General features: G+C 73.4%; 24 protein-coding genes and 2 pseudogenes. 16 read left to right on the top strand and 10 right to left on the bottom strand.

Translation table 11 applies throughout. The features are described 5' to 3' along the window. Window positions 1-72 precede the first annotated feature (72 nt). Window positions 73-654, top strand: coding sequence for a GNAT family N-acetyltransferase (locus AB0P07_RS07180; RefSeq protein ID WP_365546303.1), 582 nt, complete (start codon window positions 73-75; stop codon window positions 652-654). Between the two features lie 288 nt (window positions 655-942). Here the strand turns inward: AB0P07_RS07180 and AB0P07_RS07185 are convergent, their stop codons facing one another. Further along, the gene (locus AB0P07_RS07185; protein WP_365546306.1) at window positions 943-1785 is read right to left on the bottom strand and encodes a siderophore-interacting protein; all 843 of its coding nucleotides are present in this window, start codon (window positions 1783-1785) and stop codon (window positions 943-945) included. Window positions 1786-1890: 105 nt separating this feature from the next. Next, window positions 1891-2796, bottom strand: a complete 906-nt coding sequence (locus AB0P07_RS07190; RefSeq protein WP_365547055.1) for a 5'-3' exonuclease — start codon at window positions 2794-2796, stop codon at window positions 1891-1893. Window positions 2797-2990: 194 nt separating this feature from the next. Between AB0P07_RS07190 and AB0P07_RS07195 the strand changes: the two genes are divergently transcribed. From AB0P07_RS07195 to AB0P07_RS07210, 4 genes are all read left to right on the top strand, one after another. Further along, window positions 2991-4121 (top strand): betaine/proline/choline family ABC transporter ATP-binding protein, encoded by a 1131-nt coding sequence (locus tag AB0P07_RS07195; protein WP_365546309.1) that lies wholly within the window; start codon window positions 2991-2993, stop codon window positions 4119-4121. Then, on the top strand, window positions 4114-6729 hold the full coding sequence (locus AB0P07_RS07200; RefSeq protein ID WP_365546312.1) for an ABC transporter permease/substrate binding protein: 2616 nt from the start codon (window positions 4114-4116) through the stop codon (window positions 6727-6729). The genes AB0P07_RS07195 and AB0P07_RS07200 overlap by 8 nt, the downstream gene beginning before the upstream one ends. Before the next feature lie 404 nt (window positions 6730-7133). After that, entirely contained in the window at window positions 7134-7703 is a 570-nt protein-coding gene (locus tag AB0P07_RS07205) for an XRE family transcriptional regulator (RefSeq protein ID WP_365546315.1), read from the top strand. Window positions 7704-7713: 10 nt separating this feature from the next. Next, window positions 7714-8433: a helical backbone metal receptor gene (locus AB0P07_RS07210; protein ID WP_365547058.1), complete on the top strand. Its 720-nt coding sequence runs from the start codon at window positions 7714-7716 to the stop codon at window positions 8431-8433. Here AB0P07_RS07210 and AB0P07_RS07215 read toward each other — a convergent pair. Further along, window positions 8360-9532 carry a TDT family transporter gene (locus AB0P07_RS07215; RefSeq protein WP_365546318.1) on the bottom strand — a complete coding sequence of 391 codons (1173 nt, stop codon included), beginning with the start codon at window positions 9530-9532 and terminating at the stop codon, window positions 8360-8362. The genes AB0P07_RS07210 and AB0P07_RS07215 overlap by 74 nt on opposite strands. Window positions 9533-9602: 70 nt before the next feature. Between AB0P07_RS07215 and AB0P07_RS07220 the strand changes: the two genes are divergently transcribed. Then, window positions 9603-10577 carry a LysR family transcriptional regulator gene (locus AB0P07_RS07220; protein WP_365546321.1) on the top strand — a complete coding sequence of 325 codons (975 nt, stop codon included), beginning with the start codon at window positions 9603-9605 and terminating at the stop codon, window positions 10575-10577. Between the two features lie 201 nt (window positions 10578-10778). Here AB0P07_RS07220 and AB0P07_RS07225 read toward each other — a convergent pair. The 4 genes and pseudogenes from AB0P07_RS07225 to AB0P07_RS07240 form a co-directional block, all read right to left on the bottom strand. Then, window positions 10779-10937 (bottom strand): annotated as a pseudogene (locus AB0P07_RS07225) (gamma-glutamyl-gamma-aminobutyrate hydrolase family protein); the annotation flags it as partial. Between the two features lie 51 nt (window positions 10938-10988). Continuing rightward, window positions 10989-11147: pseudogene (locus AB0P07_RS07230) on the bottom strand (gamma-glutamyl-gamma-aminobutyrate hydrolase family protein); the annotation flags it as partial. 51 nt (window positions 11148-11198) lie between these two features. Beyond that, window positions 11199-11891, bottom strand: a complete 693-nt coding sequence (locus AB0P07_RS07235; protein ID WP_365546324.1) for a gamma-glutamyl-gamma-aminobutyrate hydrolase family protein — start codon at window positions 11889-11891, stop codon at window positions 11199-11201. Window positions 11892-11982: 91 nt separating this feature from the next. Next, the gene (locus AB0P07_RS07240; protein WP_365546326.1) at window positions 11983-12693 is read right to left on the bottom strand and encodes an FCD domain-containing protein; all 711 of its coding nucleotides are present in this window, start codon (window positions 12691-12693) and stop codon (window positions 11983-11985) included. Between the two features lie 107 nt (window positions 12694-12800). Between AB0P07_RS07240 and glnA4 the strand changes: the two genes are divergently transcribed. Genes glnA4 through AB0P07_RS07260 form a run of 4 tightly spaced genes read left to right on the top strand, consistent with a single transcriptional unit; the run spans window position 12801 to window position 17455 of the window. Next, complete coding sequence (gene glnA4, locus AB0P07_RS07245; RefSeq protein ID WP_365546329.1) at window positions 12801-14159, top strand: gamma-glutamylethanolamide synthetase GlnA4; 1359 nt, start codon at window positions 12801-12803, stop codon at window positions 14157-14159. Between the two features lie 17 nt (window positions 14160-14176). Continuing rightward, window positions 14177-15580, top strand: a complete 1404-nt coding sequence (locus AB0P07_RS07250) for an aldehyde dehydrogenase family protein (protein WP_365547061.1) — start codon at window positions 14177-14179, stop codon at window positions 15578-15580. Next, on the top strand, window positions 15577-16359 hold the full coding sequence (locus AB0P07_RS07255) for a 3-oxoacyl-ACP reductase (RefSeq protein ID WP_365546332.1): 783 nt from the start codon (window positions 15577-15579) through the stop codon (window positions 16357-16359). Before AB0P07_RS07250 ends, AB0P07_RS07255 begins: the two co-directional genes overlap by 4 nt. Before the next feature lie 37 nt (window positions 16360-16396). After that, on the top strand, window positions 16397-17455 hold the full coding sequence (locus AB0P07_RS07260) for a DUF2510 domain-containing protein (RefSeq protein WP_365547064.1): 1059 nt from the start codon (window positions 16397-16399) through the stop codon (window positions 17453-17455). Between the two features lie 24 nt (window positions 17456-17479). On the opposite strand, the gene AB0P07_RS07265 is transcribed toward AB0P07_RS07260, so the two are convergent. After that, window positions 17480-18688, bottom strand: a complete 1209-nt coding sequence (locus AB0P07_RS07265) for an amino acid deaminase/aldolase (RefSeq protein ID WP_365546335.1) — start codon at window positions 18686-18688, stop codon at window positions 17480-17482. Between the two features lie 866 nt (window positions 18689-19554). Here AB0P07_RS07265 and AB0P07_RS07270 point away from each other — a divergent pair. Beyond that, window positions 19555-21033, top strand: a complete 1479-nt coding sequence (locus tag AB0P07_RS07270) for a hypothetical protein (RefSeq protein ID WP_365546338.1) — start codon at window positions 19555-19557, stop codon at window positions 21031-21033. Beyond that, window positions 21030-22211 carry a type VII secretion-associated serine protease mycosin gene (mycP, locus tag AB0P07_RS07275; protein ID WP_365546341.1) on the top strand — a complete coding sequence of 394 codons (1182 nt, stop codon included), beginning with the start codon at window positions 21030-21032 and terminating at the stop codon, window positions 22209-22211. The genes AB0P07_RS07270 and mycP overlap by 4 nt, the downstream gene beginning before the upstream one ends. Window positions 22212-22281: 70 nt before the next feature. Here mycP and AB0P07_RS07280 read toward each other — a convergent pair whose 3' ends face one another. Then, complete coding sequence (locus AB0P07_RS07280; RefSeq protein WP_365546344.1) at window positions 22282-23259, bottom strand: serine hydrolase; 978 nt, start codon at window positions 23257-23259, stop codon at window positions 22282-22284. Between the two features lie 130 nt (window positions 23260-23389). Between AB0P07_RS07280 and AB0P07_RS07285 the strand changes: the two genes are divergently transcribed. Beyond that, window positions 23390-24121: an SseB family protein gene (locus AB0P07_RS07285; RefSeq protein WP_365546347.1), complete on the top strand. Its 732-nt coding sequence runs from the start codon at window positions 23390-23392 to the stop codon at window positions 24119-24121. 24 nt (window positions 24122-24145) lie between these two features. Here the strand turns inward: AB0P07_RS07285 and AB0P07_RS07290 are convergent, their stop codons facing one another. Continuing rightward, a complete protein-coding gene (locus AB0P07_RS07290; RefSeq protein WP_061445672.1) occupies window positions 24146-24511 on the bottom strand; it encodes a DUF1844 domain-containing protein in 366 nt (121 codons plus the stop codon). A gap of 398 nt (window positions 24512-24909) precedes the next feature. Here AB0P07_RS07290 and infC point away from each other — a divergent pair, with 398 nt between their 5' ends. The 3 genes from infC (at window position 24910) to rplT (ending at window position 26353) form a co-directional block, all read left to right on the top strand. Beyond that, window positions 24910-25563: a translation initiation factor IF-3 gene (gene infC, locus AB0P07_RS07295; protein WP_356866163.1), complete on the top strand. Its 654-nt coding sequence runs from the start codon at window positions 24910-24912 to the stop codon at window positions 25561-25563. A 114-nt stretch (window positions 25564-25677) separates the two neighbouring features. Then, complete coding sequence (gene rpmI, locus AB0P07_RS07300) at window positions 25678-25872, top strand: 50S ribosomal protein L35 (protein ID WP_003977225.1); 195 nt, start codon at window positions 25678-25680, stop codon at window positions 25870-25872. A gap of 97 nt (window positions 25873-25969) precedes the next feature. Further along, window positions 25970-26353: a 50S ribosomal protein L20 gene (gene rplT, locus AB0P07_RS07305; RefSeq protein WP_003977226.1), complete on the top strand. Its 384-nt coding sequence runs from the start codon at window positions 25970-25972 to the stop codon at window positions 26351-26353. Window positions 26354-26380: the final 27 nt, after the last annotated feature.

A 26380-nucleotide genomic window follows, 5' to 3' on the forward strand; every position in this document is an offset into this window, starting at 1 on the left:
CTGGGCCGAGGCGGTCATGGTCCCGGGAAAACCGCTGGGCCGCCGCCCGCCCCCGTTGGCAGGATGCCGCCCATGCCCTACCTGAACCGCCCGGTCCTCCCCGCCGGCACCCTGTCGCGCACCCCGCAGCCCACGATCCCCACCGGCGACGGGCTGCTGCTGCGCCCGTGGCGCGCCGAGGACGCGCCCGCCGTGCACGCGGCCTTCCAGGACCCGGTGATGCACCAGTGGCACATCCGCGCCGCCGACTCCGAGGAGGAGGTACGGGGCTGGATCGCCGAGTGGCAGCAGGCGTGGGACCGGGAGCGCAACGTCCAGTGGGCGGTCGCCGACGCGGCCGACGACCGGCTGCTCGGCCGGGTCGCCCTGCGCCAGGTGCTGCTCGGCGACGGGGTGGCGGAGGTCGCCTACTGGACGACGGCCGGCGCCCGCGGCCGAGGCGTCGCCGCGCGCGCCACGCGCACCCTCGCCCGCTGGGCCCTGGACGAGATCGGCTTCCAGCGCCTGGAACTCTCCCACGCGGTGGCCAACGAGGCCTCGTGCCGAGTGGCGCGGAAGGCCGGCTTCGCCCTGGAGGGCACCAAGCGCAGCGCCCTGCTCCACCCCGACGGCTGGCACGACATGCACCTGCACGCACGCGTGCGCGGCGATTGATCGAGAGGGGACTGTGACCGCCGGACCGGATCGGGCGTCCCGGCACGCCGGGGGCCCGGCGCGGGGGCTGCCCCGCTGGGCGTCGCGGGTCGGTGGAACCCGGCGGGCGCGGGGTGCGGATGCTCGTCCGCCGTGCCCGGGCGGGCGCGGCTCCGGCCACGAGGGCCGCACGCGCGGCCACCGGCCGCAGTGCGCTGCTCCACCCCGGCGGCCGCGACGACACGCATCTGCCCGCACGCGTGCGCGGCGATTGACGGCACGAGCGCGGAGGGAAGGGCAGGAGGGACGCTACGCCGCCGCCGGGCCCTCCTGCTCCGCCTCGATGCGGGCGTTCCACTCGCGCTTGGAGGCCTGCCAGCCGTCCTCGTTGTGGCCGAGCCGCCAGTAGCCGGAGATCGACAGGTCCTCGCGGGGGATCTCGCGCTCCACCCGGAGATACCGGCGCAGGTCCTTCACACAGGCCGCCTCGCCGTGGACGAACGCGTGCAGCCTGCCCTCGGGGAACTCCAGCGCGCGTACCGCCTCGACCAGGGCCTGCCCCACCGGGCGTCCCGCGCGGTGCAGCCAGACCACCTCCACGTCGGAGTCGATCTTCTGCTCCTCCTCCGGCCCCTCGACCTCCACGAAGGCGAACGCGCGGGAGCCGTCCGGCAGCGCCTCCAGGGAACGGGCGATCGCGGGCAGCGCGCTCTCGTCACCGGCGAGCAGATGCCAGTCGGCGGCCGGGTCGGGGGCGTAGGCGCCGCCGGGGCCCATGAAGTGGATCGTCTCGCCCGGCCGTGCCCGCTTGGCCCAGGGCCCGGCGAGACCCTCGTCGCCGTGGACGACGAAGTCCAGCGTCATCTCCCGCAGCTCGGCGTCCCAGTGGCGCACGGTGTACGTCCGGGTCACCGGCCACTGCTCCCGCGGGAACTCCTCGCGGATCCGCTCCATGTCGAAGGGCTCCGGGTAGGTGGCACCCCCGGAGGGGAACAGCAGCTTCACGTAGTGGTCGGTACAGGTGTCCGCCGAGAACGCGGCCAGTCCCTCGCCGCCGAGCACCACGCGCTGCATCTGCGGGGTCAGCCGCTCGGTGCGGACGACCTGCGCGGTGTGCGGTTTGCGCGGCTTGCGTGCCGGACGGTCTGCCATGACGGCCTCCCTGTTTCCTGCGTGCGATTCCCCGAGTTAGGTATGCCTAAGCTAGCATCCCGGCTCCGTTCGACGCCCGGGGAACGGGTGCCCGCACCTCACGGTTCAGGCACTCAGCGTGGTCAGCAGCCGCTGCAGCGACCCGCCGAGCCCCCAGCGGGCGGCCAGCTCGTCCAGCGCCCCGGCGTCGCGCGGGCCGTGCGGAAGCGCCGTGTCGGCGTCCGGCAGCGGGACGTCGTCCGCCACCCGTACGACCTTCGGGGCGACCTCGAGATACGGCCCGGCCTCGGTGAGCCGCCTGCGCTGCGTGGGCGTCAGCTTCGCCTTCGGGTCGTCCACGGCGGCCCGGATCCCGGTCAGGTCCCCGAACTCGGCCAGCAGCTTGGCCGCCGTCTTCTCACCGACGCCGGGCACACCGGGCAGGCCGTCGCTCGGGTCGCCGCGCAGCAGCGCCAGATCGGCGTAGCCGCTGCCGTCGACGCCGTACTTCTCGCGCAGCGCGGCCTCGTCGACGAGGTTGAGCGTGCCCACTCCCTTGACCGGGTACAGCACGCGCACGCCGCGGGCGTCGTCGACGAGCTGGTACAGGTCCCGGTCGCCGGTGACGATGTCGACCGGGCCGGTGGCTCGCGCGGTGTAGGTGCCGATGACGTCGTCCGCCTCGTACCCGGCCACGCCGACGCGGGCGATGCCGAGCGCGTCCAGGACGGCCTCGATGACCGGCACCTGCGGGGACAGCGTGTCGGGCACCTCCTCCTCGTCGGGACCCGCCGGGCGCTCCTGGGCCACCCGGTGCGCCTTGTAGGAGGGGATCAGCTCCACCCGCCAGTGCGGGCGCCAGTCGGCGTCCATGCAGGCCACCAGGTGGTCGGGGCGGTGGTCCTTCACCAGGCGGTCGATGAAGTCCAGCAGCCCGCGCACGGCGTTCACCGGCGTGCCGTCGGGCGCCTTCACCGAGTCCGGCACGCCGAAGTAGGCGCGGAAGTAGAGGGAGGCGGTGTCGAGAAGCATCAGTCGTCCGGTCACGCCTCGCAATCATGCCGCAGGTCATGTGGGCGGGCCGGGGAGGACGTGTGAACTGGCTCACTTAAATGTTTGGCGCATAAGCATCGGGGCAGGCGCGCACCCGGGCCGAAGCTGGTTGATGCGTTCAACTGTCAGGGGAGCTTTGGGCCCTGCCCCTGCCCCCGAGCCAAGAGGTAAGCGTGTCAGCCAGACTAGAGGCCGAGAACCTGTACAAGGTCTTCGGCAGGAAACCGGATCAGGCCGTCGAGCGACTGCGACAGGGGGACGTCCGCGGGGACCAGGGAGAGGTCCGGAAGGACCAGAAGGACGTCCGCGAGGAGCTGCGCGCCGACGGCACCACCGCCGCCGTCATCGACGCGTCCTTCACCGTGCAGCCCGGCGAGATCTTCGTGGTGATGGGTCTGTCCGGATCGGGCAAGTCCACGCTGCTGCGCATGCTCAACGGTCTGTCCGAACCGACCGCAGGGCACGTCCGCTTCGGGGGCCAGGACCTCACCGAGCTCAGCGACCGCGAGCTGCGCGAGGTCCGTTCCAAGAAGATCAGCATGGTCTTCCAGCACTTCGCGCTCTTCCCGCACCGCAGCGTCCGTGACAACGCTGCCTACGGTCTTGAAGTGCAGGGCGTGCCCCGCGCCGAGCGCGAACGCCGCGCCGACGAGGCGCTCGCCCTGTGCGGCCTGGCCGGCTGGGAGAAGTCCTGGCCCGACGAGCTGTCCGGCGGCATGCAGCAGCGCGTCGGCCTGGCCCGCGCGCTGGCCACCGACGCCGACCTGCTGCTCATGGACGAGTCCTTCAGCGCCCTCGACCCGCTGATCCGCCGCGACATGCAGGACCAGCTGCTCGACCTGCAGAAGACCCTGAAGAAGACCATCGTCTTCATCACCCACGACCTGAACGAGGCCATGCGCCTGGGCGACCGCATCGCCGTCATGCGGGACGGCCGGATCGTGCAGATAGGCAGCGCGCAGGACATCCTGATACGTCCCGCCAACGACTACGTGGCCTCCTTCACCAAGGACGTCGACCGCTCCCGCGTCCTGACCGCGGCCGCCGTCATGGAGACCGACGTGCGCGGCGACGAGGCCGACTGCGACTGCGAGACCGCCACGCCCGAGACGCCGTTCTCGGAGCTGTGCGCGATCAGTGCCCGGGTGCCCCACGCGGTCGCGGTGGTCGACGGCGAGCGCCGCCTCGTCGGCGTCGTCCCGGCCCAGCGCCTCATCGGCTTCCTCGGCGACGAGGACGTCGAACCCGGCGTCTGCCAGTCCCCGCGGGACAAGGGCGGCAAGAAGGTGATCAGCCGTGCCTAGGATCCCCCTCGGCGACTGGGTCAACAGCACCGTCGACTGGCTGCTCGACAACGTCTCCTGGCTCTTCACCTTCCTCAAGAGCATCTTCACCGGCGCCTACGACGGCATCAACGCCGTCCTCCAGGCCCCCGAGCCGCTGCTGCTCGCCGGCATCTTCGCCGTGCTCGCCTTCTGGCTGCGCGGCACTTTCGCCGGCATCCTCTCCTTCGCCGGGTTCGCCTTCATCGACTCCCTCGAACTGTGGGAGAACGCGATGGTCACCCTGGCGCTCCTGCTGGTCGCCACGATCATCGCCCTGGTCGTGGCGGTGCCGGTGGGCATCTGGGCGGCCCGCTCGGACCGCGTGAGCGCGTTCGTGCGTCCGATTCTGGACTTCATGCAGACGCTGCCCGCGATGATCTACCTGATCCCCGCGATCCTGTTCTTCGGGACCGGTTCCGCCCCGGGCATCGTGGCCACCCTGATCTTCGCGCTCGCCCCCGGCGTCCGCATGACCGAGCTGGGCATCCGCCAGGTCGACAAGGAACTGGTCGAGGCCGCCGAGGCGTTCGGCACCACACCCCGCAACACCCTGCTGCGCGTCCAGCTCCCGCTGGCGCTGCCCACGGTGATGGCGGGCGTCAACCAGGTCATCATGCTCGGTCTGTCCATGGCCGCGATCGCCGGCATGGTCGGCACCGGCGGCCTCGGCGGCGACGTCATGGAGTCCATCGGCCAGCTCAACGTCGGCCTCGGCGCCGAGGCCGGTATCGCCATCGTGATCCTGGCGATCTACCTGGACCGCATGACCAGCGCGCTGGGTACCCACGTCTCCCCGTTGGGCCGCCGCGCCGCCGCCAAGGCACGCGCCGCCAAGGGCCTGAAGATCTGGTCCTACCGCCCCCAGCCGCAGGTCGCCGTGATCGGCATCGTGATCCTGGGCCTGGTCGCCGGCGGCATGGGCATGTTCGGCGGCAGCTCCGACGACGCCGACACCGCCGCGGGCGGCAAGAACGTCGGCCAGGGCAAGAAGGTCTCCATCGGCTACATCCCCTGGGACGAGGGCGTCGCCTCCACGTTCCTGTGGAAGGAGATCCTCGAACAGCGCGGCTTCGAGGTCGAGGCCAAGCAGTTCGAGGCCGGCCCGCTCTACACCGCGCTCGCCCAGGGCAACATCGACTTCCAGACCGACTCGTGGCTGCCCACCACCCACGAGCAGTACTGGAAGAAGTACGGCAAGCAGCTCGAGGATCTCGGTGCCTGGTACGACGAGACCTCGCTGGAGCTGACCGTTCCGGCGTACATGAAGGACATCAACTCCCTCGCGGACCTCAAGGGCAAGGCCGGTCTCTTCGACGGGAAGATCACCGGCATCGAGTCCAGCGCCGGTGAGACGCACCTGCTCAAGACCAAGATCCTCAAGGAGTACGGTCTCGACCAGGAGTACAAGGTCGTCGACAGCTCCACGCCGGCGATGCTGGCCGAGCTGAAGCGGGCCTACAGCAAGCAGGAACCGATCGTCGTCCCGCTGTGGTCCCCGCACTGGGCGTACAACGACTACGACCTGAAGAAGCTGAAGGACCCCAAGGGCGCGTGGGGCAAGGGCGACGGCGTGCACACGCTGTCCCGCAAGGGCTTCTCCGACGACAACCCGGTCGTCACCAAGTGGCTCAAGGACTTCTCCATGACGGAGAAGCAGCTCACCAGCCTCGAGGCCGAGATCAACAAGGCCGGCAAGGGGCAGCAGCAGGCCGCCGTCCGCACCTGGCTCAAGGCCAACCCGGGCGTCGTCGACAAGCTCGCCCCGGTCGAGGGCGGCAACGGCGGCACCCCCGCCGAGGCCAAGCGCACCCTCAACGTGGCGTGGTTCCCCTGGGAGGAGGACGTCGCCGTCACCTACCTGTGGAAGAACGTCCTCGCGCGCCGCGGCTACGAGATGAACCTGAAGCAGATGGACGTCGGCCCGGTCTACACCGGTCTGGCCTCCGGCGGCATCGACCTCAACTTCGACGCGTGGCTGCCCTACGCCCAGAGCAACTACTGGAAGAAGCACAAGGACAACCTCGTCGACCTGGGCACCTGGTACGAGCCGACCTCCCTGGAGATCGCCGTCCCCTCGTACGTCAAGGACGTCAAGTCCCTCGCGGACCTCAAGGGCAAGAGCGACCTCTTCGACGGGAAGATCATCGGCATCGAGCCCGGCACCGGTGAGATGCAGCTGCTGAAGAACGAGGTCCTGCCGGGCTACGGTCTCGAGGACGAGTACAAGGTCGTCGACGGCTCCACGCCCGCCATGCTGGCCGAGCTCAAGCGCGCCCTCGCCAAGAAGGAGCCGGTCGCGGTCACCCTGTGGTCCCCGCACTGGGCCTACAGCGACTACGAGCTGACCAAGCTGAAGGACCCGAAGAAGGCCTTCGGCGAGGGCAACACGATCCGGACCATCTCCAGCAAGAAGTTCCCCGAGCAGTACCCGCAGCTCACGAAGTGGATCAAGAACTTCAAGATGAGCGAGGACGAGCTGGGCAGCCTGGAGGCCGAGATCAAGGACCGCGGCCAGGGCCACGAGGAGGAAGCCGTCGCGGCCTGGCTGAAGGAGCACCCGGACATGGTCGGCCGGATGACCCCGTAGCGGCGCGGTACTCCGTGACGGTCACCCGAGGGGTGGGCCCGGCGGCGTCTCCCCCGCGAGACGCACCGCCGGGCCCGCCCCTCGGGTCGTTCGCGACCCGGACACGGTAGGGATTCGGCCAACCACGGAGCGCCACGCCGCGGCCTGAGCAGGGCCGCGCCGGGACGGGAGTGGCTGGCGGGAACACCGAAGGCCGTCCGCGCCTTGAACCGGTAGGGTGCGCGGACCGGTCCGCGGGTGGCGAGAACTGTGAGGTCGCGGCCACCACAACGTGACACCGATGTGACGGCCGCATGAAACGGTTTGCCGAACATGCGTAGGGTGCAGAGAACTCATCAGGAGAACGGCACCCCGCACGGGGCACGTCGACGGCACGCGCACGGGCGTAGGAGGGAGCCGGAGCGATGGGCGACCACAAAGATCAGCACCTCCGGGTGGGCGCGGCCGTACGGCGGCGGCGCCGGGACCTCGAACTCACGCTCGCCGTGGTGTCCGAGCGCAGCGGCCTGTCCGTGCCCTTCCTGAGCCAGATCGAGAACGACCGGGCGCGGCCCAGCCAGACCTCCCTGGAGAAGGTGGCCGACGCCCTGCGCACCACCGCCGTGGAACTGCTCGCCGCGGCCGACCCCGCGTGCAGCGTCGACGTGGTCCGCGCCGAGGACCCCGGCCCCGACTTCGCACCCAGGGTGCGCTCGCTGGTGCGCGGGCACCACCAGATGCACGCCTCCGAGTTCACCGGCGACCACGACGCCGGGCGGGAACTGCAGTACCGCAACGACCAGTTGATGTTCGTCGCCGAAGGCGCCGTGGAGATCGAGGCCGAGGGGCGCGCCTACCGGCTCGGGCGGGGTGACACGCTGTACCTCACCGGCGGGGTGCGGCACCGCTGGCGGGCCACGGTGCCCGACACCCGGCTGATCGTCGTCGCCGTCGCCGAGCACATCGAGGCGGTCAGGGAAGGCCCACGCAGGTGAGGGCGTGCGCGTGAGGGTCGTCTCCCTGGTGCCCTCGCTGACCGAGGCGGTGGCCCGCACCGTCCCCGGGGCGCTGGTGGGCGCGACCGACTGGTGCACGCACCCGGCCGGCCTGGACGTCGTACGGGTCGGCGGCACCAAGAACCCGAGGACCGACCGGATCCTCTCCCTCGCCCCCGACCTGGTGATCGCCAACGAGGAGGAGAACCGCGCCCCCGACCTGGACGCCCTGCGCGCCGGAGGCGTCGAGGTGCTGGTGACCGAGGTGCGCACCGTCCCGCAGGCCGTCACCGAGCTGGAGCGGACGCTCACCGCCTGCGGGGTGCCCGCACGGCCCCGCTGGCTCGACGAGGCGGAGGCCGCCTGGGCGGACCCGCCCGTCCCCGGGCGGCGCGCCACGGCCGTCGTACCGGTCTGGCGCAGGCCCTGGATGGTGCTGGGTCGCGACACCTTCGCCGGCGACGTCCTGGCCCGCCTCGGCGTCGACCACCTGTACGCCAGGCACGCCGAGCGCTACCCGAGGATTCCGGTGGACGAACTGCGGGCGGCCCGCCCGGACGTCGTGGTCCTGCCGGACGAGCCGTACCGCTTCACCGCCGACGACGGCCCGGAGGCCTTCCCCGGTCTGCCCTGCGCCCTCGTCGACGGGCGGTACCTCACGTGGTACGGGCCGTCACTGGCCGAGGCGCCCCGGGCCCTGGCCGCGGCCCTGCGAGCAGCGCACCGCTGAGCAGACCCCGGGCGGTGTGCACGGCGGCCACGGCCCAGGCGGCCACGAGGAGGGCGTACAGGGCGACGGTGAGACCGTCGTAGACGACCAGACCCGTCTCCCGGGCCAGCGCCCCGGCGCCGGTGACGCAGGTGCCCACCGGAAAGGTGAACGACCACCACGTCATCGAGAAGCCCATGCCGGCCCGGCGGGCCCGTAGGACGTGCGCGGCGGCGAGGGCCAGCCACATCACCGCGAAGCCCATCACCGGCACCCCGTACAGCACGGCGAAGACCGAGAAGCCCTCGGCGTACGGGCCCGGCACGACGCCCGGCGCCACGTCCGCGAACTTCCCGACGGCGGTCGTCGACTGCCCGAGCGGCCCCAGGACGAGGAACAGCGACGGGGTGAGCGCCAGCGGCAGCGGTCCGCCGGTGAGCAGCCGCCCGAAGACCACCGGCAGTGTCACCAGCGTCGCGAACAGACTCACCCCGAACATCGCGACACAGGCGAGCAGCAGCGTCTGGCGGGGCTGCCCCGGCGGCAGGTGCGGCACCAGCAGCGGTCCGACGGCCGCGGACACCATCGGCGCCACCAGCGGCAGCAGCCACACCGGGCTGGCCTGCCCCGGCTCGATCCGGTGGCGTACGGCCATCAGGTACGGCACGGCGACCGCCGCCGCGAGCCCGGTCGCCGTGCCGGCGGCGAACAGCACGGTGTCCAGGGCGACCGCGACCGGGAGGCCGATCCAGTCCCGCCCGAGCGTCAGGGCACCGCCGCCGACGGCCAGCAGGGCCATCGACAGACAGCCGTAGAACGGCGCCGCGGCGGGGTCGAGGAGATGGGCGCGGGCCTGGTCGCGGTGGTGGAGCCAGTGCAGGGACCGGGCGGCCAGCAGAACCACCAGCAGGACGAGGGACAGGGCCCAGACCGCGGTGCAGAGGAAACGCAGGCCGGGCACGTGGCCGGGCAGCGCGGCTCCCGCCGTGCCGACGATGGAGGTGCCCATGACACAGGCGTACCAGTTGGGCCCGAGATGCCGGACGGCCGGCACCCGCCGGACGGCCGGGCCGACGGCGGGCGAGGGGGCAGGGGAACGAGGCTGGGCTGCGGTGACCATGGCTCCACCGTCCCGGCAGGGGAGGGCCCTGACCAGGGACCATGTCTCTATGAGGGCATAAGCTGGGGTTATGAGCAGGGGTACGGCGAGTGGTGCGGGCGGTGGCACGGATGGTGCCGAGGGCGGGCAGGACGACCGGGGGCGGTCCGTGGCGGGCTCGCTGGCGCACCGGGTGCCGGACCTCGGGGCGCTGGAGCTGTTGCTGGCGGTGGCCCGCCTGGGCAGCCTCGGCGGGGCCGCGCGCGAACTGGGCATCACCCAGCCGGCCGCCAGCAGCCGCATCCGCTCGATGGAACGGCAGCTGGGTGTCGCCCTGGTGGACCGCTCGCCACGCGGTTCCCGGCTCACCGACGCGGGCGCCCTGGTGACGGACTGGGCGCGGCGGATCGTGGAGGCCGCGGAGGCGTTCGACGCGGGTGCGCAGGCGCTGCGGGACCGGCGGGACTCGCGGCTGCGGGTCGCGGCGAGCATGACGATCGCCGAGTACCTGCTGCCGGGCTGGCTGGTCGCGCTGCGCGCCCAGTTGCCGGACACCGCGGTGTCGCTGCTCGCGGGCAACTCGGCGGCGGTCGCCGAGCGTCTGCTGGCCGACGACGCCGACCTCGGGTTCGTGGAGGGGGTGAGCGTGCCGACCGGCCTCGACTCCGCGGTCATCGGCCACGACCGGCTCATCGTCGTGACCGCGCCGGGCCACCCCTGGGCCCGCCGCAGGCGCCCGCTTCAGGCCGCGGAGCTGGCGTCGACCCCCCTGATCCTGCGGGAGAAGGGATCCGGCACCCGGCAGGTCCTGGACGCGGCGCTGGGCGGTCTGGCCCGCCCCCTGATCGAGCTGTCGTCGACCACGGCGGTGAAGGCGGCCGCGGTGGGCGGCGCCGGCCCCTCCGTCCTCAGCGAACTCGCCGTCGGCGAGGAACTGACCACCCGGCGCCTGGTGAGCGTCCCCGTGGCGGACGTCGTCCTCGCCCGCGACCTGCGCGCGGTCTGGCCCACGGGCCACCGCCCCACGGGCCCGGCCCGCCGGCTGCTGTCCCTGACCCGGGCGTAGCCGCGCGGCCGGGGGCGTCTCGTCGCACGGACCGCACCCGCGCGGCCGCCGGAACACGCTTGTTCCGCGCCGGCGACGGCACCCGCACCCGAGGAAGGCTTCCGGGCCCCACGGTGGTGTCCCCGGCGTGGCCCGCCGCCGTCGGGCCCGTGCCGAGGAGGTCTGCCGTCCGGTGGGGGAGGGGCGCGCCGTCGGAGTCGTTCAGCCCTCCCGTGCCGCGTCCACCATCGCGCGCATCACGCGCACGTCCTCGCCCATTTCCGGATGCCACTGGACGCCGAGGACCCAGCCGGGGGCGGTCGGCAGTTCCAGGGCCTCCACGGTGCGGTCCGCGGCGTGGGCCGAGGCCGGGCGGGCCGGTGTCGGGCGGTCTGCGCTCCGGGGCGACGCGTGCGTGTGCGGTGAGTTTTCTCAGCTCTCGCGTGCCGCGTCCACGAGGGCTTTCATGACGCGGTCGTCCTCGCCCATTTCCGGATGCCACTGGACGCCGAGGACCCAGCCGGGGGCGGTCGGCAGTTCCAGGGCCTCCACGGTGCGGTCCGCGGCGTGGGCCGAGGCCGGGCGGGCCGGTGTCGGGCGGTCTGCGCTCCGGGGCGACGCGTGCGTGTGCGGTGAGTTTTCTCAGCTCTCGCGTGCCGCGTCCACGAGGGCTTTCATGACGCGGTCGTCCTCGCCCATTTCCGGATGCCACTGGACGCCGAGGACCCAGCCGGGGGCGGTCGGCAGTTCCAGGGCCTCCACGGTGCCGTCCCCGGCGTGGGCCGAGGCGACCAGGCCCGTGCCGAGGCGGTCCACCGCCTGGTGGTGGTACGTCGGGACGAACGTCTCCTCCGGCACCACGCCCGCGTACAGCGTCCCCGGCACCGGCTTGACCGGGTGGCCGCCGAACACGCCCACCACCTCGGCGTGCCCCTCGATGTGCTGGACGAGGGTGCCGCCCAGGGCGACGTTGAGGAGCTGCATGCCCCGGCAGACGCCCAGCAGCGGGACCCGTGCCGCCAGGGCCGCCTCGATCAGCGCCAGCTCCCAGGTGTCCCTGGCCCGGGCGGGAGGGCCGGTGCGCGGGTCGGGCTCGGCGCCGTAGCGGACCGGCTCCACGTCCGGGCCGCCCGCGATCACCAGCCCGTCGACGCGGGCGACGGCCGCCGCGGCGTGCCCGGGATCGTCCGGCGGGAGCATCGCGGCCAGTCCGCCCGCCCGCCGCACCAGCCGCGGATACCCGGCGGGCAGCAGCACCGCCTCCAGCTCCCACACGCCCCAGCGCGCCCCGGACTCCAGATACGTGCTGACACCGATCAGCGGCCTGTCCGCCATCCACCCTCCAGAAGATCGGACCAGGTAATGGGCCGCACCCACACCTTTGCCGTCCACACCCTTGCCGCAGCGCACCGCCACGGCAAGGCGTTCAGGTCAGAAACCCGCGCAGCAGCGACGCCGTCCCCGCGCAGTGCTGGCGCGTCATCTCCCGCGCCCCGTCCGCGTCCCCGTCCAGCACCGCCTCCACCAGCGCCGCGTGCTGACGCTGGGAGTGCTCCAGGTTGCGCACCAGCAGCGGGATGCAGTCCAGCAGGTCGTTGAGGGTGGCGCGGACCGCCGCGTACTGCGCCGCCAGCGCCGGTGAGCCGCACAGTTCCGCGAGGGTGAGGTGCAGCATCGTGTCCAGCCGCCGGTACTGCGCCAGCGGCGCCTCGCGCGTCCCGGCCAGCGCCTCCCGCAACCGGCCCGCCTGCGCGTCCGTCAGCCCGTGCGCCGCGCACAGCCCGGCCGCGCCCACCTCCAGGACCTCCCGGAACCGCAGCACGTCCTCGATGTCCACCCCGGCCACCCGGCGCCGCAGCTCGTCCTCGCCGGCCGCGTCCGCCCGCGGCAGCACGAACGTTCCGCCGTACCGCCCCCGTCGCGCCTCCACCAGCCCCTGGTCCTGGAGCACGCGCAGCACCTCCCGCAGCGTCACCCGGCTGATCCCCAGCCGCTCCGCCAGCTCCCGCTCGGCCGGCAGCCGCTCGCCCCCCGCCACCAGGCCCAGCCGCACGACCTGGAGGATCTGCTCCAGCGCCTCCTCGAAGCCGTTCCCGGCCCGCACCGGCCGCAGCACCGGAGCCAGCCGGTCCGTCACGCTCCCGCCACTCCCGCCGGATTCCTCCCGCACGCGGCCGCGCCCCCTTCCCAACCAAAGGTTCCCGGCAATACCTTATGGCTCCCGGCCAGAAGGAGGCTCTCCCCGTGGCAGACCGCACACCCCCGCTCGGGGTCGAGGAACTGCACGCCCTCGTCGCCGCCGGTGACATCGACACCGTCGTGCTGGCCTTCCCCGACATGCAGGGCCGCCTCCAGGGCAAGCGGTTCGCCGCCCGCTTCTTCCTCGACGAGGTCCTGGCCCACGGCACCGAGGGCTGCAACTACCTCCTCGCCGTCGACGCCGACATGAACACCGTCGACGGCTACGCCATGTCCTCCTGGGACCGCGGCTACGGCGACTTCGCCATGCACGCCGACCCGGCCACCCTGCGCAAGCTGCCCTGGAACGAGGGCACCGCGATGGTCGTCGCCGACCTCGCCTGGGCGGACGGCTCCCCGGTGCTCGCCGCGCCCCGCCAGATCCTGCGCCGCCAGCTGGAACGGCTCGCGGAACACGGATACACCGCCCAGGTCGGCACCGAGTTGGAGTTCATCGTCTTCCGGGACACCTACGAACACGCCTGGGACGCGAACTACCGCGGCCTCACCCCGGCCAACCAGTACAACGTCGACTACTCCGTCCTCGGCACCGGCCGCGTCGAACCCCTGCTGCGCCGCATCCGCAACGAGATGGCCGGCGCCGGCCTCACCGTCGAGTCCGCCAAGGGCGAGTGCAACCCCGGCCAGCACGAGATCGCCTTCCGCTACGACGAGGCCCTGGTCACCTGCGACCAGCACGCCGTCTACAAGACCGGCGCCAAGGAGATCGCCGCCCAGGAGGGCATGTCCCTCACCTTCATGGCCAAGTACAACGAGCGCGAGGGCAACTCCTGCCACATCCACCTCTCGCTCGCCGACGCCGACGGTCGCAACGCGATGACCGACGGGTCCGGGATGTCCGACGTCATGCGGCACTTCCTCGCCGGGCAACTGGTGGCGCTGCGCGAGTTCTCCCTGCTCTACGCCCCGCACGTCAACTCCTACAAGCGCTTCCAGCCCGGCTCCTTCGCCCCGACCGCCGTCGCCTGGGGCCACGACAACCGCACCTGCGCCCTGCGCGTCGTCGGCCACGGCCGCTCGCTGCGCTTCGAGAACCGCCTCCCCGGCGGCGACGTCAACCCGTACCTCGCGGTGGCCGGCCTGGTCGCCGCGGGACTGCACGGCATCGAACAGCGGCTGGAACTGCCCGAGCCCTGCCCCGGCAACGCCTACGCCGCCGACTTCGCACACGTCCCCACCACCCTGCGCGAGGCCGCCGAACTCTGGGAGAACAGCACCCTCGCCAAGGCCGCCTTCGGGGACGAGGTCGTCGCCCACTACCGCAACATGGCGCGCGTCGAACTGGACGCGTTCGACGCCGCCGTCACCGACTGGGAACTGCGCCGCTCCTTCGAACGCATGTGAGGTACCGGTTGTCCGAGTTGTCAGAGGAACTCCCCGACGAGCTGCGGGTACTCAACCCCGCCACCGAAGAAGTCGTCGCCACCGTCCCCGCCGCCTCCGCGGCCGACGTGGACGCCGCCGTCACCCGCGCCGCCCGGGCCCAGACCGCCTGGGCCGCCCTCGCCCCGGGCGACCGGGGCCGGCTGCTGCGCCGCTTCGCCGCCACCGTCGACGAGCACCTGGAGGAGCTGGCCCGCCTGGAGGTCCGCGAGGCGGGGCACCTGATCGGCAACGCCCGCTGGGAGGCCGGCAACGTCCGCGACCTGCTCGACTACGCCGCCGGGGGAGTGGAGCGGCTCACCGGCCGCCAGATCCCGGTCGCCGGCGGCCTGGACGTCACGCTCCTCGAACCGCTCGGCGTCGTCGGCGTCATCGCCCCCTGGAACTTCCCGCTGCCGATCGCGGCCTGGGCCACGGCACCCGCGCTCGCGGCGGGCAACGCCGTCCTGCTCAAGCCCGCCGAGACGACCCCGCTCACCGCGCTGCGCCTGGCCGAACTCGCCCTGGCGGCAGGCCTGCCCGAGGGCCTGTTCCAGGTGCTGCCCGGGCACGGTCCGGTCGCGGGGAACGCGCTCGTCGAGCACCCGGGCGTCGCCAAGATCGTCTTCACCGGGTCCACCGCCGTGGGCCGACGGGTGGCGGCCAAGGGCGCCGCCCTCCTCAAACCCGTCACCCTCGAACTCGGCGGCAAGAGCCCCAACATCGTCTTCGCCGACGCCGACATCGAGGCCGCCGCGGCCGCCACGCCCATGTCCTTCCTCGACAACAGCGGCCAGGACTGCTGCGCCCGCACCCGCATCCTCGTCCAGCGGTCCGTGTACGACCGCTTCCTCGCCCTGCTCGCCCCCGCGATCGAGGCCGTCCGCGTCGGCGACCCGGCCGACGAGACCACCGGGATGGGCCCGCTGATCTCCCGCGCCCAGCTGGAGCGCGTCCGCTCCTACGTCCCCGACGACGCCGACGGCATCCGCGGCAAGGCACCCGAGGGCGGCCCCGGCTTCTGGTTCCCGCCGACCGTCCTCACCGGCGTCGACGTGCACGCGCGCGTGGCCGTCGAGGAGGTCTTCGGGCCCGTCGCCGTCGTCCTGCCCTTCGAGGACGAGGCCGACGCGATCCTCCTGGCCAACGCCACCGACTACGGCCTGTCCGGCTCGCTGTGGACCCGGGACGTCGGCCGCGCCCTGCGCGTGTCGGGCGCGGTGCGCGCCGGGAACCTGTCCGTCAACTCCCACGCGAGCGTCCGCTACTGGACGCCCTTCGGCGGGTTCAAGCAGTCCGGCCTCGGCCGCGAGCTGGGGCCGGACGCGCTGACCGCGTTCACCGAGACCAAGAACGTCTTCATCAGCACCACCTCGTCGAGCACGGAGGACTCCGCACAGTGAGCGAAGACATCGTCTGCCGCCGGCTCGTCGGCCGTACCGCCGTCGTCACCGGAGCCGGCAGCGGCATCGGCCTCGCCTCCGCCCGCCGGCTGGCCTCCGAGGGCGCCCACGTCGTCTGCGGCGACGTGGACGAGACCCGGGGCAGGGCCGCGGCCGAGGACACCGGCGGCATCTTCGTCAAGGCCGACGTCACCGACGCCGAGCAGGTCGAGGCGCTGTTCGCGGCGGCGTACGACACCTACGGCAGCGTCGACGTCGCGTTCAACAACGCCGGCATCTCGCCGCCCGACGACGACTCCATCCTGGAGACCGGCCTGGAGGCGTGGAAGCGCGTCCAGGAGGTCAACCTCACCTCCGTCTACCTGTGCTGCAAGGCCGCCATTCCCCACATGCGGCGCCAGGGCCGGGGCTCCGTCATCAACACGGCGTCCTTCGTGGCCCGGATGGGCGCGGCCACCTCGCAGATCTCGTACACCGCATCCAAGGGCGGTGTCCTCGCCATGTCCCGGGAACTGGGCGTGCAGTTCGCACGGGAGGGCATCCGCGTCAACGCCCTGTGCCCGGGGCCGGTCAACACCCCGCTGCTCCAAGAGCTGTTCGCCAAGGACCCGGAGCGGGCCGCGCGCCGCCTCGTGCACATCCCCCTCGGCCGGTTCGCCGAGGCCGAGGAGATCGCCGCCGCCGTCGCCTTCCTGGCCAGCGACGACTCCTCCTTCGTCAACGCCACCGACTTCCTGGTCGACGGTGGCATCTCCGGGGCGTACGTCACACCGCTGTAGATCCCCGCGCACGGCGTCCTACAGTGCCGGGATGAGCATGACGCCACCGCCCGGCTGGTACCGCGACCCGTCGGCCCCGCACCTGGAGCGCTGGTGGGACGGCACGGCCTGGACGGAGCACCGCCGCACCCCGGAACCCGTCGGGTACGGGCCGGCGTCGGGCGGGGCCCCGGGGCCGGAGCAGCAGCCCGCGTCCAGGCATCACCAGGCGCAGTACGGCCAGGTGCAGCACGGCCCGGCACAGCCCGGCCAGGCGGCGACCGTACCGCGGTCCGCCGGCGCCGGAACGGGCGGCGGCGGAGCGGGGGCGGGCACCGGCGGACGCGGGAAGGCCGTCGCGGTGACCGGCGCCGCGGCCGTCCTGGTCGCGTCGATCGTCACCGGCGTGTTCGTGCTGGGAGAGGACGACGGCGGCACCCCGCGGACGCGGACCTCGCCGGCCACGGCCACCGCCACCGACTCCTCGCCGGTCAACGACCCGCCCTCCCCCTCACCGCCCTCTCCCTCACCGACCGCCGCCGACGACCCGGCCGTGGTCGAGGACCAGCTCAACGGCGTGACCTTTCCGCTGCCGGACGGCTGGGTCCGGCCCAAGTACGTCGCCGAGGACGACGTCATGATGACCACCGACGGCACCTACGACTGCCCCGCCGACGGCAGCGTCTGCCGGCACGGTCTCGTCGTCTCCCGCACCGTCACGGCCAACGCCGAGTCCTCCCCGAAGGTCCTGGCCCGGCAGGACATCGAGGACGCGGCCGACGACGCCTACGACCGCGACCTGATCGGCAACAAGCCCTTCGGCGGCATCGAGTCCCACGAGGAGGTGGCGTCCGGCCCCGTCGCGGTCGCCGGACGCGCCGGGTACTACGTGCGCTGGCGGGTGACGACGGCCGAGGGGCCCGGCGGTTACGTGCAGTCGATGGTGTTCCCCTCCACCGTCGGCACCGAGTCCCCGATCCTCGTCCGCTACGTCTTCGACGCCGGCGAGGACGGGCCGCCCCTGGCCGTCATGGACGAGATCACCAAGGGCATCCGGCCCGTCGGCGACGCGGACACCGGCGGCGGCGTCGGCAGCGGCCTCGGCCCGACGGACTGACCCCGCCGCGAGGAGCCCGCCGAGCTAGAGGAAGGTGTGCCCCTCGCCCCGGTACGTCGGCACCGTCGCCGTCACCGCGTCCCCCTCCACCAGGTGCAGCGCGTCGAACCGCTCGCACGGCTCCCCGGCCTTGGCGTGCCGGAACCACACCTTGTCGCCGATGAGCAGGTCGTCGGCGGGCGAGCCCAGCAGCGGCGTCTGCACCTCGCCGGCGCCCTCCTGGGGGTCGTAGCGCAGCCCCTCGGGCAGATACGGCACCGGCAGCCGGTCGGCGCCGGGGGCGCCGGAGGCCGGATATCCGCCGCCGAGCACGGTCACGGCTCCGACGCCGGGCCGCCGTACGACGGGCTGCGCGAACAGGGCCGCGGGACGGCCGCGGAACGACGTGTAGTTGTCGAACAACCGCGGCACGTACAGGCCGGACCCGGCGGCGATCTCCGTGACCGCGTCCTCCGCGGCGGTGTGCTGCACACTGCCCGTGCCGCCGCCGTTGACGAATTCCAGGCCGGGCACCACGGCCCGGACCGCCCGCACCACCGCGGCCCGGCGCTCGGCGAGTTCGCGGCGGGCGGCGGCCTGCATCAGCCGCACCGCACGCGACCGGAACGGATGACCCGCCACCGCGTCCCCGACACCGGCCACATGACCCTCGTACGCCATGATGCCGACGACCTCGAATCCCGGCCGACGGGCCACGGCGCGGGCCAGGTCGGCGACCTCGGCGGGGGAGTGCAGCGGCGAGCGCCGGGCCCCGACCCGCACCCGGCCCCCGAACAACCGCAGCGAGGTGTCCAACTCCAGACACACCCGCACGACTTCCCGGCCGCCGCCGCCCTCGCGCGCCGCGTCGACGAGATCCAGCTGCGCCGGGTCGTCGACCATCACGGTCACGGCGGAGGCGAGCTTCGGGTCGGCGGTCAGCTCGGCGTACCCGGCGCGGTCCGCCGACGGATACGCGAGCAGGACGTCCTCGAAACCGGAGCGCGCCAGCCACAGGGACTCGGCCAGCGTGAACGACATGACGCCCGCGAAACCGTCCCTGGCCAGAGCCCGTTCCAGCAGCGCCCGGCAGCGTACGGACTTGCTCGCGACCCGGATCGGCTTGCCGCCGGCGCGGCGGACCAGGTCGTCCGCGTTGGCGTCGAAGGCCTCCAGGTCCACGATCGCCACGGGGGCGTCCAGATGGGCGGTGGCCCGGTCGTAACGGGCCCGGTCTGCGGCGCGTGCGGTCATGACGGCAGCCTGCCAGACAGGATTACCGCAGGGTAGGGGGACGATCCGGGCCAATGCCACGGGCGCGTGGACTGGTTCCCCCTCCGGCCGGGTCACGCCGTAGAGTGACGCGCACGCACGGCGGGCCCGACCCCGGCGGCAGGGCCCCGGAGCCCGTGCCGGGATGGCGGCCCTCCCGTGCGGGTATGCGTGCCCGGGACGGATCGGTCCGCGCCGGGCCGGGGCAGGAGACCACATCACCGGCCCGCGCCGGAGAAACGGCCCGGGCCCGAGGAAACGGGGGGTGCATGAGCACGGAAGCGCGCCGCGCCTCCCTCCCCCCGCAGCCCGGGACCCCACCCCGCCCTGCCGCGCCGCCGCACACCGAGACACCGGCCGGCCCCGCCTCCCCGCCGCCTCCCGGGACGCCACCCCACCCTCGGACGCCGCCAGCCCCGGAGCCCCCGCCTCGCCCCGCCACCTCGCCGCGTGCGGAGCCCCCGCCTCGCCCCGCCACCCCGCCGCGTGTGGAGACGCCGGTCGGCCCTGTCTCTCCGCCGCGTGCGGAGACGTCGGTCGGCCCTGCCGCGCCGCCAGCCCCGGAGCCCTCGCCTCGCCCCGCCACCTCGCCGCGTGCGGAGACGCTGGCCGGCCCTGTCTCTCCGCCGCGTGCGGAGACGTCGGTCGGCCCTGCCGCGCCGCCAGCCCCGGAGCCCTCGCCTCGCCCCGCCACCCCGCCGCGTGTGGAGACGCCGCACCGCCCCAGCACGCCGCCGAGTACGGGGATGCCGTCGCGTCCCGGGACCTCCCCCCGCCTCACCCCGCCGCGTGCGGGGATGCCGTCGCGCTCTGACTCGTCTCCCGAGTTCCACCCCCGTCCCGGGACGTTGCCCCGCACGGATTCCCGGGCGGATACGGACCCCGGAGCGGGGAGCGGTGCCCGCGCTCGTCCGGCGGACCCGACCGGTCCGCACGCACCGCCGCGTGCGGACACCCGCGTCCCGTCGCGCCCGGCGGAGCCCGGCGGCGGGCCCGAGGTCGCGCAGGGCGAGTCGAGGGGGCGCGGTGGAGCGTCCTCCTCCGCCACCCCGGCGCAGCGTGCGGACGGGTGTGTCGCCTCGGACGCGGGACGGGACGGGGCCCCCGGCAACTCCGAGGGCTCCGACGCCCGGACCCGCCACCCGCGCTTCCGGCTCGGTGACGCCCGGCTCGGTGACGCCCGGTCCGGTGGCACCCGGTCCGGTGACCCCGCGCCACCCCGAGCCTCCGCCCGCTTCCCCGACACCGCGCCGACCGTCGGCCGTGCCGGACCGCAGGGCGGCGGGGTACCGCGGACGCCGCGCCACCGCCCGGGTGGCCCCGCCGAGACACCGACCGAGACGACCACCCGCCTGCGCCCGATCCCGGCGGACCCGGCGGAGGACCCGACAGCGGAACCGGCGGCCCGGACACCGCGCCCCGTCCCCCGACCGGCCGCCCCGACCACCCCCGACCCCGCCCTTTCCTGGAGCACCCCGAGCGCTCCGGCGTTCCCGAACGACGCACGCCCCCGGATCTCCTTCGGCGAGCCCGAGGGGTACGACGGACTGGCCCGGCCCCGTCCGCTCGGCGGCCGCCCGAAGCCGCAGGCCCTCGCCGCCGCCGTCTGCCTCGTGCTCGGCGTGGGACTGCTCACCGGAGCCGTCACCGGCAGCTGGCTCGCCGGGGACTCCGGTGACGACGGCGCGCGCGGCGCGTACGCCGAGGCCGGGGAGCTGTGGCACAGCGTGCCCGTCGACCAGCTGTTCCCGCCCACCGTCCAGGGCAAGGGCGCGGGCCCCGGTGGAGCCGACCGCACCTGGACGCGGGTCGCCGTGGCCCCGGACGGCGACTGCGCCGGCGCCTTCGACCGGCTCCTCGCCAAGGCGCTCGACCCGGTCGGCTGCTCCCGCCTGCTGCGCGCCACCTACACCGACGCCACCCAGAGCTACGTCACCACCGTCGGCCTGCTCTTCACCAAGGCCGACGCCGCCGCCATGACCTCGCTGGCGGGCCGTTTCGAGAAGGACGGCCTCGGCCGCCGGACCGACCTCATGCCCCTGCCGTACGCGGCGAAGGACACCGTCGCCGAGGGCTTCGGCGCCCCGCAGCGGGCCTCGTGGACCGTTTCCGTGCTCACCGACGCCCCCGTCGTCGTCTACGCCGTCTCCGGCTGGGCCGACGACCGCACCGTCGACGAACCCGAACCGGCCGAGGAGGCCATCGAGTCGGGCGCCACGTCGGCCCCCGCCCAGGCCGGCCTCGGCCACGAGGCGCAGGGCCTCGCCGACCGCGTCGAACGCGCCCTGCGCAAGAACGTCGGCGCCCCCACGGAGCACCCGTCGTGACCCCCGCAGACATCCGCCGCGGGAGCGGGGCCCTGAGCCTCCTCCTCGCCGTCGCCCTCGCCCTCGTCCCGGCGTCCGCCGCGCACGCCGACGGCATCCGCGCCCAGCAGTGGGCCCTGGACGCCCTGCACACCCAGGAGGCGTGGCGCACCACCAAGGGCGCGGGCATCACCGTCGCCGTCCTGGACACCGGCGTCGAGGCCGACCATCCGGACCTGGCCGGCAACGTCCTCACCGGCAAGGACCTGGTCGGCTTCGGCGCGAGCGAGGGCGACCGCTCCTGGGCCCGGCACGGCACCGCCATGGCCGGGATCATCGCCGGTCACGGCCACGGCCCCGGCAACGGCGAGGGCGTCATGGGCATCGCCCCCGACGCCAAGATCCTGCCCGTGCGCGTGATCCTGGAGGACGGCGACCCATCCCGCGCCAAGGCCCGCAAGACCCGCGGCAACGCCCTGGCCGAGGGCATCCGCTGGGCCGCCGACCACGGCGCCGACATCATCAACCTCTCCCTCGGCGACGACTCCGCCTCCGCCCACCCCGAGCCCGCCGAGGACGAGGCCATCCAGTACGCCCTGAAAAAGGGCGTGGTCGTCGTCGCCTCGGCCGGCAACGGCGGCGAGCTGGGCGACCACGTCTCCTACCCGGCCGCCTACCCGGGCGTGATCGCCGCGACCGCCGTCGACCGCTACGGCACCCGCGCCTCCTTCTCCACCCGCCGCTGGTACGCCACGGTCAGCGCCCCCGGCGTCGACGTGATCATCGCCGACCCGGACCACCGCTACTACGAGGGCTGGGGCACCAGCGCCGCCTCCGCCTTCGTCTCCGGGGCGGCCGCCCTGGTGAAGGCGGCCCACCCCGATCTCACCCCGGCCCAGGTCAAGGCCCTCCTGGAGGACACCGCCCGCAATGCCCCGGCCGAGGGCCGCGACGACTCCCGCGGCTTCGGCTTCGTCGACCCGGTCGCCGCCATGGAGGCCGCCGGACGGCTGAAACCCGAGGGGCTCAGGGCGGCGGCGTACGGCGACGAGTACTTCGGCCCGGGACCCGACGCCCCCGACTCCGGCGACGACACCTCGGCCTGGGCCGCCCCGCTGGCCGGCGGCGCGGGCGGCGTCCTGGTGGTCGCGGCCGTGGTCCTGTGGCGAGGCCGCCGCGAACACCCCGACGACCTCTGATCACCCGGAACAGTCACCAGGGGTATCACCCGGAGCCGCCGGGGGTGTGCACCTCACCCCTGAGCAGCCACTAGCGGTCCCCGGAGCCCTCGTCCGTGAACACGCCCACCGCCGCCCGCGCCGCCGCCTCGGTCAGTGCGATCCCCTCGGCCTGCGTGCCGCTGCCCCGCGACACCACCGCCACCAGGTAGCCGTGGCCACCGGACTCGACCCGTCCGATGCTGTTGACCACCCACAGCCCGGTGGTGCTGCGGCGCAGCCAGCCGTTCTTCAGCGCCCACCCGGAACCGCCCGTTCCGCCGGCCCCGTCGGCCGCCGCCGACACGCCCCACCGCTGACCGTCGGCGATCCGCTCCATCAGCTCCCGTACGTAAGCCCGTGAGGCCGCGGTCAGCTCCGAGCCGTCGGCGACGAACACCTGCCGCAACAGCGCGACCTGGTCGGCCGCCGTGGTCTGCGTCAGCCCCCACAGCGGGCCCTCGCCGCCCTCCGTCCCCGTCAGGCCGAAGCGCGCGTTCGCGGCGTCCAGTCCGTCGGCCGTCCCGATCGCCCGCCACAGCGCCGACGCCGACTCGTTGTCGCTGTTCTCGATCATCGCGGCGGCGTACGATCTCTCCGCGGCCGTCGGTGAACGTCCCGCGTCCTGGGCCTGGAGCAGCAACGCCGCCAGGATGTCGACCTTCACGATGCTCGCCGTGTCATAGGAGCCCGCGCCGTACGAGGCGCTCTCGCCGGAGGCCGGGTCCAGCACCGCCACCGACACCTCGGCGCCGTCCGCAACCGGCACCGACGCCATGGCCGCGGCCAGCCGCGCGTCACCGTCCACCTGCGGCTCGGCCGTCTCGACCGGCTCGACCGTCTCCACCGCTTCCTCCCCGCCCGAGGGTGCCGAAGCCGACGACGATACGGCGCCGACCGCGCCCGGCCGTGCGTGGCCCTGCCAGTACACCGCGCCGCCGGCCGTGGCGCCGACGACGGCGAACGCGATCAGGGCGAGCCGCGTCCGGGAGGGCCGCCGCCGGGCCCGCCGGGTTCTGGAGGGTGCCATGGCGGCGCTCGTTCAGGCGGTTGCTGTGCGGGGCGTGGGGCTGAGGTGAAAACCGGGTCAGAGATACGTCGGAGATCCCTGAGAGGCCGGTGACAAGCGCCGTACCCGCACCCCGATAAGGTCGGGAACCGTGGCGAACAAGAACATCCCCGACTCCGCCTTCTCCGACGACGACGGCACCGCCGACCCCCGGCTGAGCGCAGCGCTCGCCGCCTGGGCCGAGGATCGCACCGCCGTGGCGCCGGTCCTGGAGGCGCTCAAGGGCGCCCGGCTGCTGGTACCCGTCGTCGCCGTACTCGGCGAGGTGGAGGAGGACGAGAACGGGCTGCGCCGGGAGAAGACCAGTGACATGGCCGTCCCGACCCTGAAGGCGGGCGACCGCACCGCACTCCCCGCGTTCACGTCCACCGCGTCGCTCGCCCGCTGGGACCCCGCCGCCCGCCCCGTCGCCGTACCCGTGCACCAGGCACTGGAGGCCGCCGCGCACGAGAAGGCGGACACCGTCGTACTGGACCTGGCCGGCCCGGTGGCGTTCGAGCTGACCGGGCAGGTGCTGCTGGCGCTGGCCGAGGGGCGTACGACGACCGATCCGCTCGCCGACCCCGCCGTCGCCGGGGCCGTGCGCGCCGCCCTCGCCGACGAGCCCGCCGTGCTCCGCGCCCACCTCGGGCCGGGACGGGCCGACGGCACCCTGGCGCTGGTCCTGGACCCGGCGGCCGACCCGGCGCAGGCCGCCCGCGCCGTCGCCGAACGGCTGGCCGCCGACGACACGCTGAGGGCCCGCCTGGTGCGCGGCCTCGACCTGGCACTGCTGCCGGCCGGGGCGACGCCGCCGGGCGAGCCCTTGTACGTGCGGGGGTAGCTTCCGGATCCGGCGGGGCGGCGGTCAGCCGTAGACCGCGCCCGTGTACTTCTCGCCCGGGCCCTGGCCCGGCTCGTCGGGGACGAGGGAGGCCTCGCGGAAGGCCAGCTGGAGCGACTTCAGGCCGTCGCGCAGCGGGGCCGCGTGGAACGAGCTGATCTCGGTCGCGGTCGCGTCCAGCAGACCGGCCAGCGCGTGCACCAGCTTGCGGGCCTCGTCCAGGTCCTTGTGGTCCTCGCCCTCCTCGGTCAGGCCCAGCTTCACGGCGGCGGCGCTCATCAGGTTGACGGCGACCGTCACGATCACCTCGACCGCCGGGACCTCGGCGATGTCGCGGGTCATGGCGTCGAAGTCGGGGTTCGCCGAGGATTCGGGAGGGGTCTCACTCATGCCGCACACGATAGGGCCCCGGCCCGGCCCCCTTGACAGCAGGAGGGCGGGGAGACACCGGGTTAGCGCACGCTCTCCCGAGCTGCTAACCTTGTGTAACGACCGGTCGGACACGTACGCCCACGGCAGCGGATCCGGCCCACAAGTGGAGGCTTCGAACTCCCACCTGGCCGTCCTCCGGACGGCGGGTCACCGGTCAGGCGGTCCCGTCCCAGCGGCGGTGACCAGCCCGAAATCGCGCCCCGCGGTCATCGCGGCGGTGCTCCGGTAGCAGTTCGAGGAGCCCCGCCTGTGATCGTCCGGGGCATTTTTTGTGCGCCGGCGCGGTTAGGTCTATCGAACACAGACGTTACGCGGCTGTCCGCCAGACCGTCGCGTGGTGCTACCGAGGAGGATCCATCAGCGCCGAGCCCCGCATCAACGACCGGATTCGCGTTCCCGAGGTGCGACTTGTCGGTCCCAGCGGCGAGCAGGTCGGGATTGTCCCGCTTGCCAAGGCCCTGGAGCTTGCGCAGGAGTACGACCTCGACCTCGTCGAGGTCGCGGCGAACGCCCGTCCGCCCGTGTGCAAGCTCATGGACTACGGGAAGTTCAAGTACGAGTCGGCCATGAAGGCCCGTGAGGCGCGCAAGAACCAGGCGCACACGGTCATCAAGGAGATGAAGCTCCGGCCGAAGATCGACCCGCACGACTATGACACCAAGAAGGGTCACGTCGTCCGGTTCCTCAAGCAGGGCGACAAGGTCAAGATCACGATCATGTTCCGTGGTCGCGAGCAGTCCCGGCCGGAGCTCGGCTACCGACTGCTGCAGCGTCTCGCGGAGGACGTCCAGGACCTCGGCTTCGTGGAGTCGAACCCGAAGCAGGACGGCCGAAACATGATCATGGTCCTCGGTCCGCACAAGAAGAAGACCGAGGCGATGGCCGAGGCCCGCCAGGCGCAGGAAGCGCGCAAGGCGGACGCGAAGGCGAACCCCGGCAAGTCGCAGAACGCCGCGGAGGCCGACGACGCGGAAGCCGAGGCCCCGGCCGAGGCGCCCGCCGAAGCGTGACCCCGGGGGACCGTCAGTCCCCAGGACACCAACCGATACAAGAGCGACGCTCCACCCCGTGCCCGGTTTCACGACCGGGCACCGGAGCGCCACCGACGAGGAGAGAACGGCGCTATGCCGAAGAACAAGTCGCACAGCGGTGCCAGCAAGCGCTTCAAGATCACCGGCTCCGGCAAGGTGCTGCGTGAGCGCGCCGGCAAGCGCCACCTGCTCGAGCACAAGTCGTCCCGCGTGACGCGTCGCCTCACCGGCAACGCCGAGATGGCCCCGGGCGACGCCGCGAAGATCAAGAAGCTTCTCGGCAAGTGACGTACGGGCGCCACTGAGCGCCGTACGGCAGGACCGGGACCCAATCGACACCGGGCCGCGTGAGGATCACCGCGGCCCCGCTACAAGGAGTTAACAAGTGGCACGCGTCAAGCGGGCAGTCAACGCCCACAAGAAGCGCCGGGCGATCCTCGAGCAGGCCTCCGGCTACCGCGGTCAGCGTTCGCGCCTGTACCGCAAGGCCAAGGAGCAGGTCACCCACTCGCTGGTCTACAACTACAACGACCGCAAGAAGCGCAAGGGTGACTTCCGCCAGCTGTGGATCCAGCGCATCAACGCCGCTGCCCGCGCCAACGGCATCACGTACAACCGCTTCATCCAGGGCCTGAAGGCCGCCAACGTCGAGGTCGACCGCAAGATCCTCGCCGAGCTGGCCGTCAACGACCCGAACGCGTTCGCCGCGCTCGTCGAGGTCGCGCAGAAGGCGCTGCCGAGCGACGTGAACGCGCCGAAGGCGGCGTGACGCTGCGCTGGCTTCAGCCGTAGTTGA

This window comes from Streptomyces sp. NPDC085944 (assembly GCF_040686295.1).
GTDB lineage: Bacteria > Actinomycetota > Actinomycetes > Streptomycetales > Streptomycetaceae > Streptomyces > Streptomyces salinarius.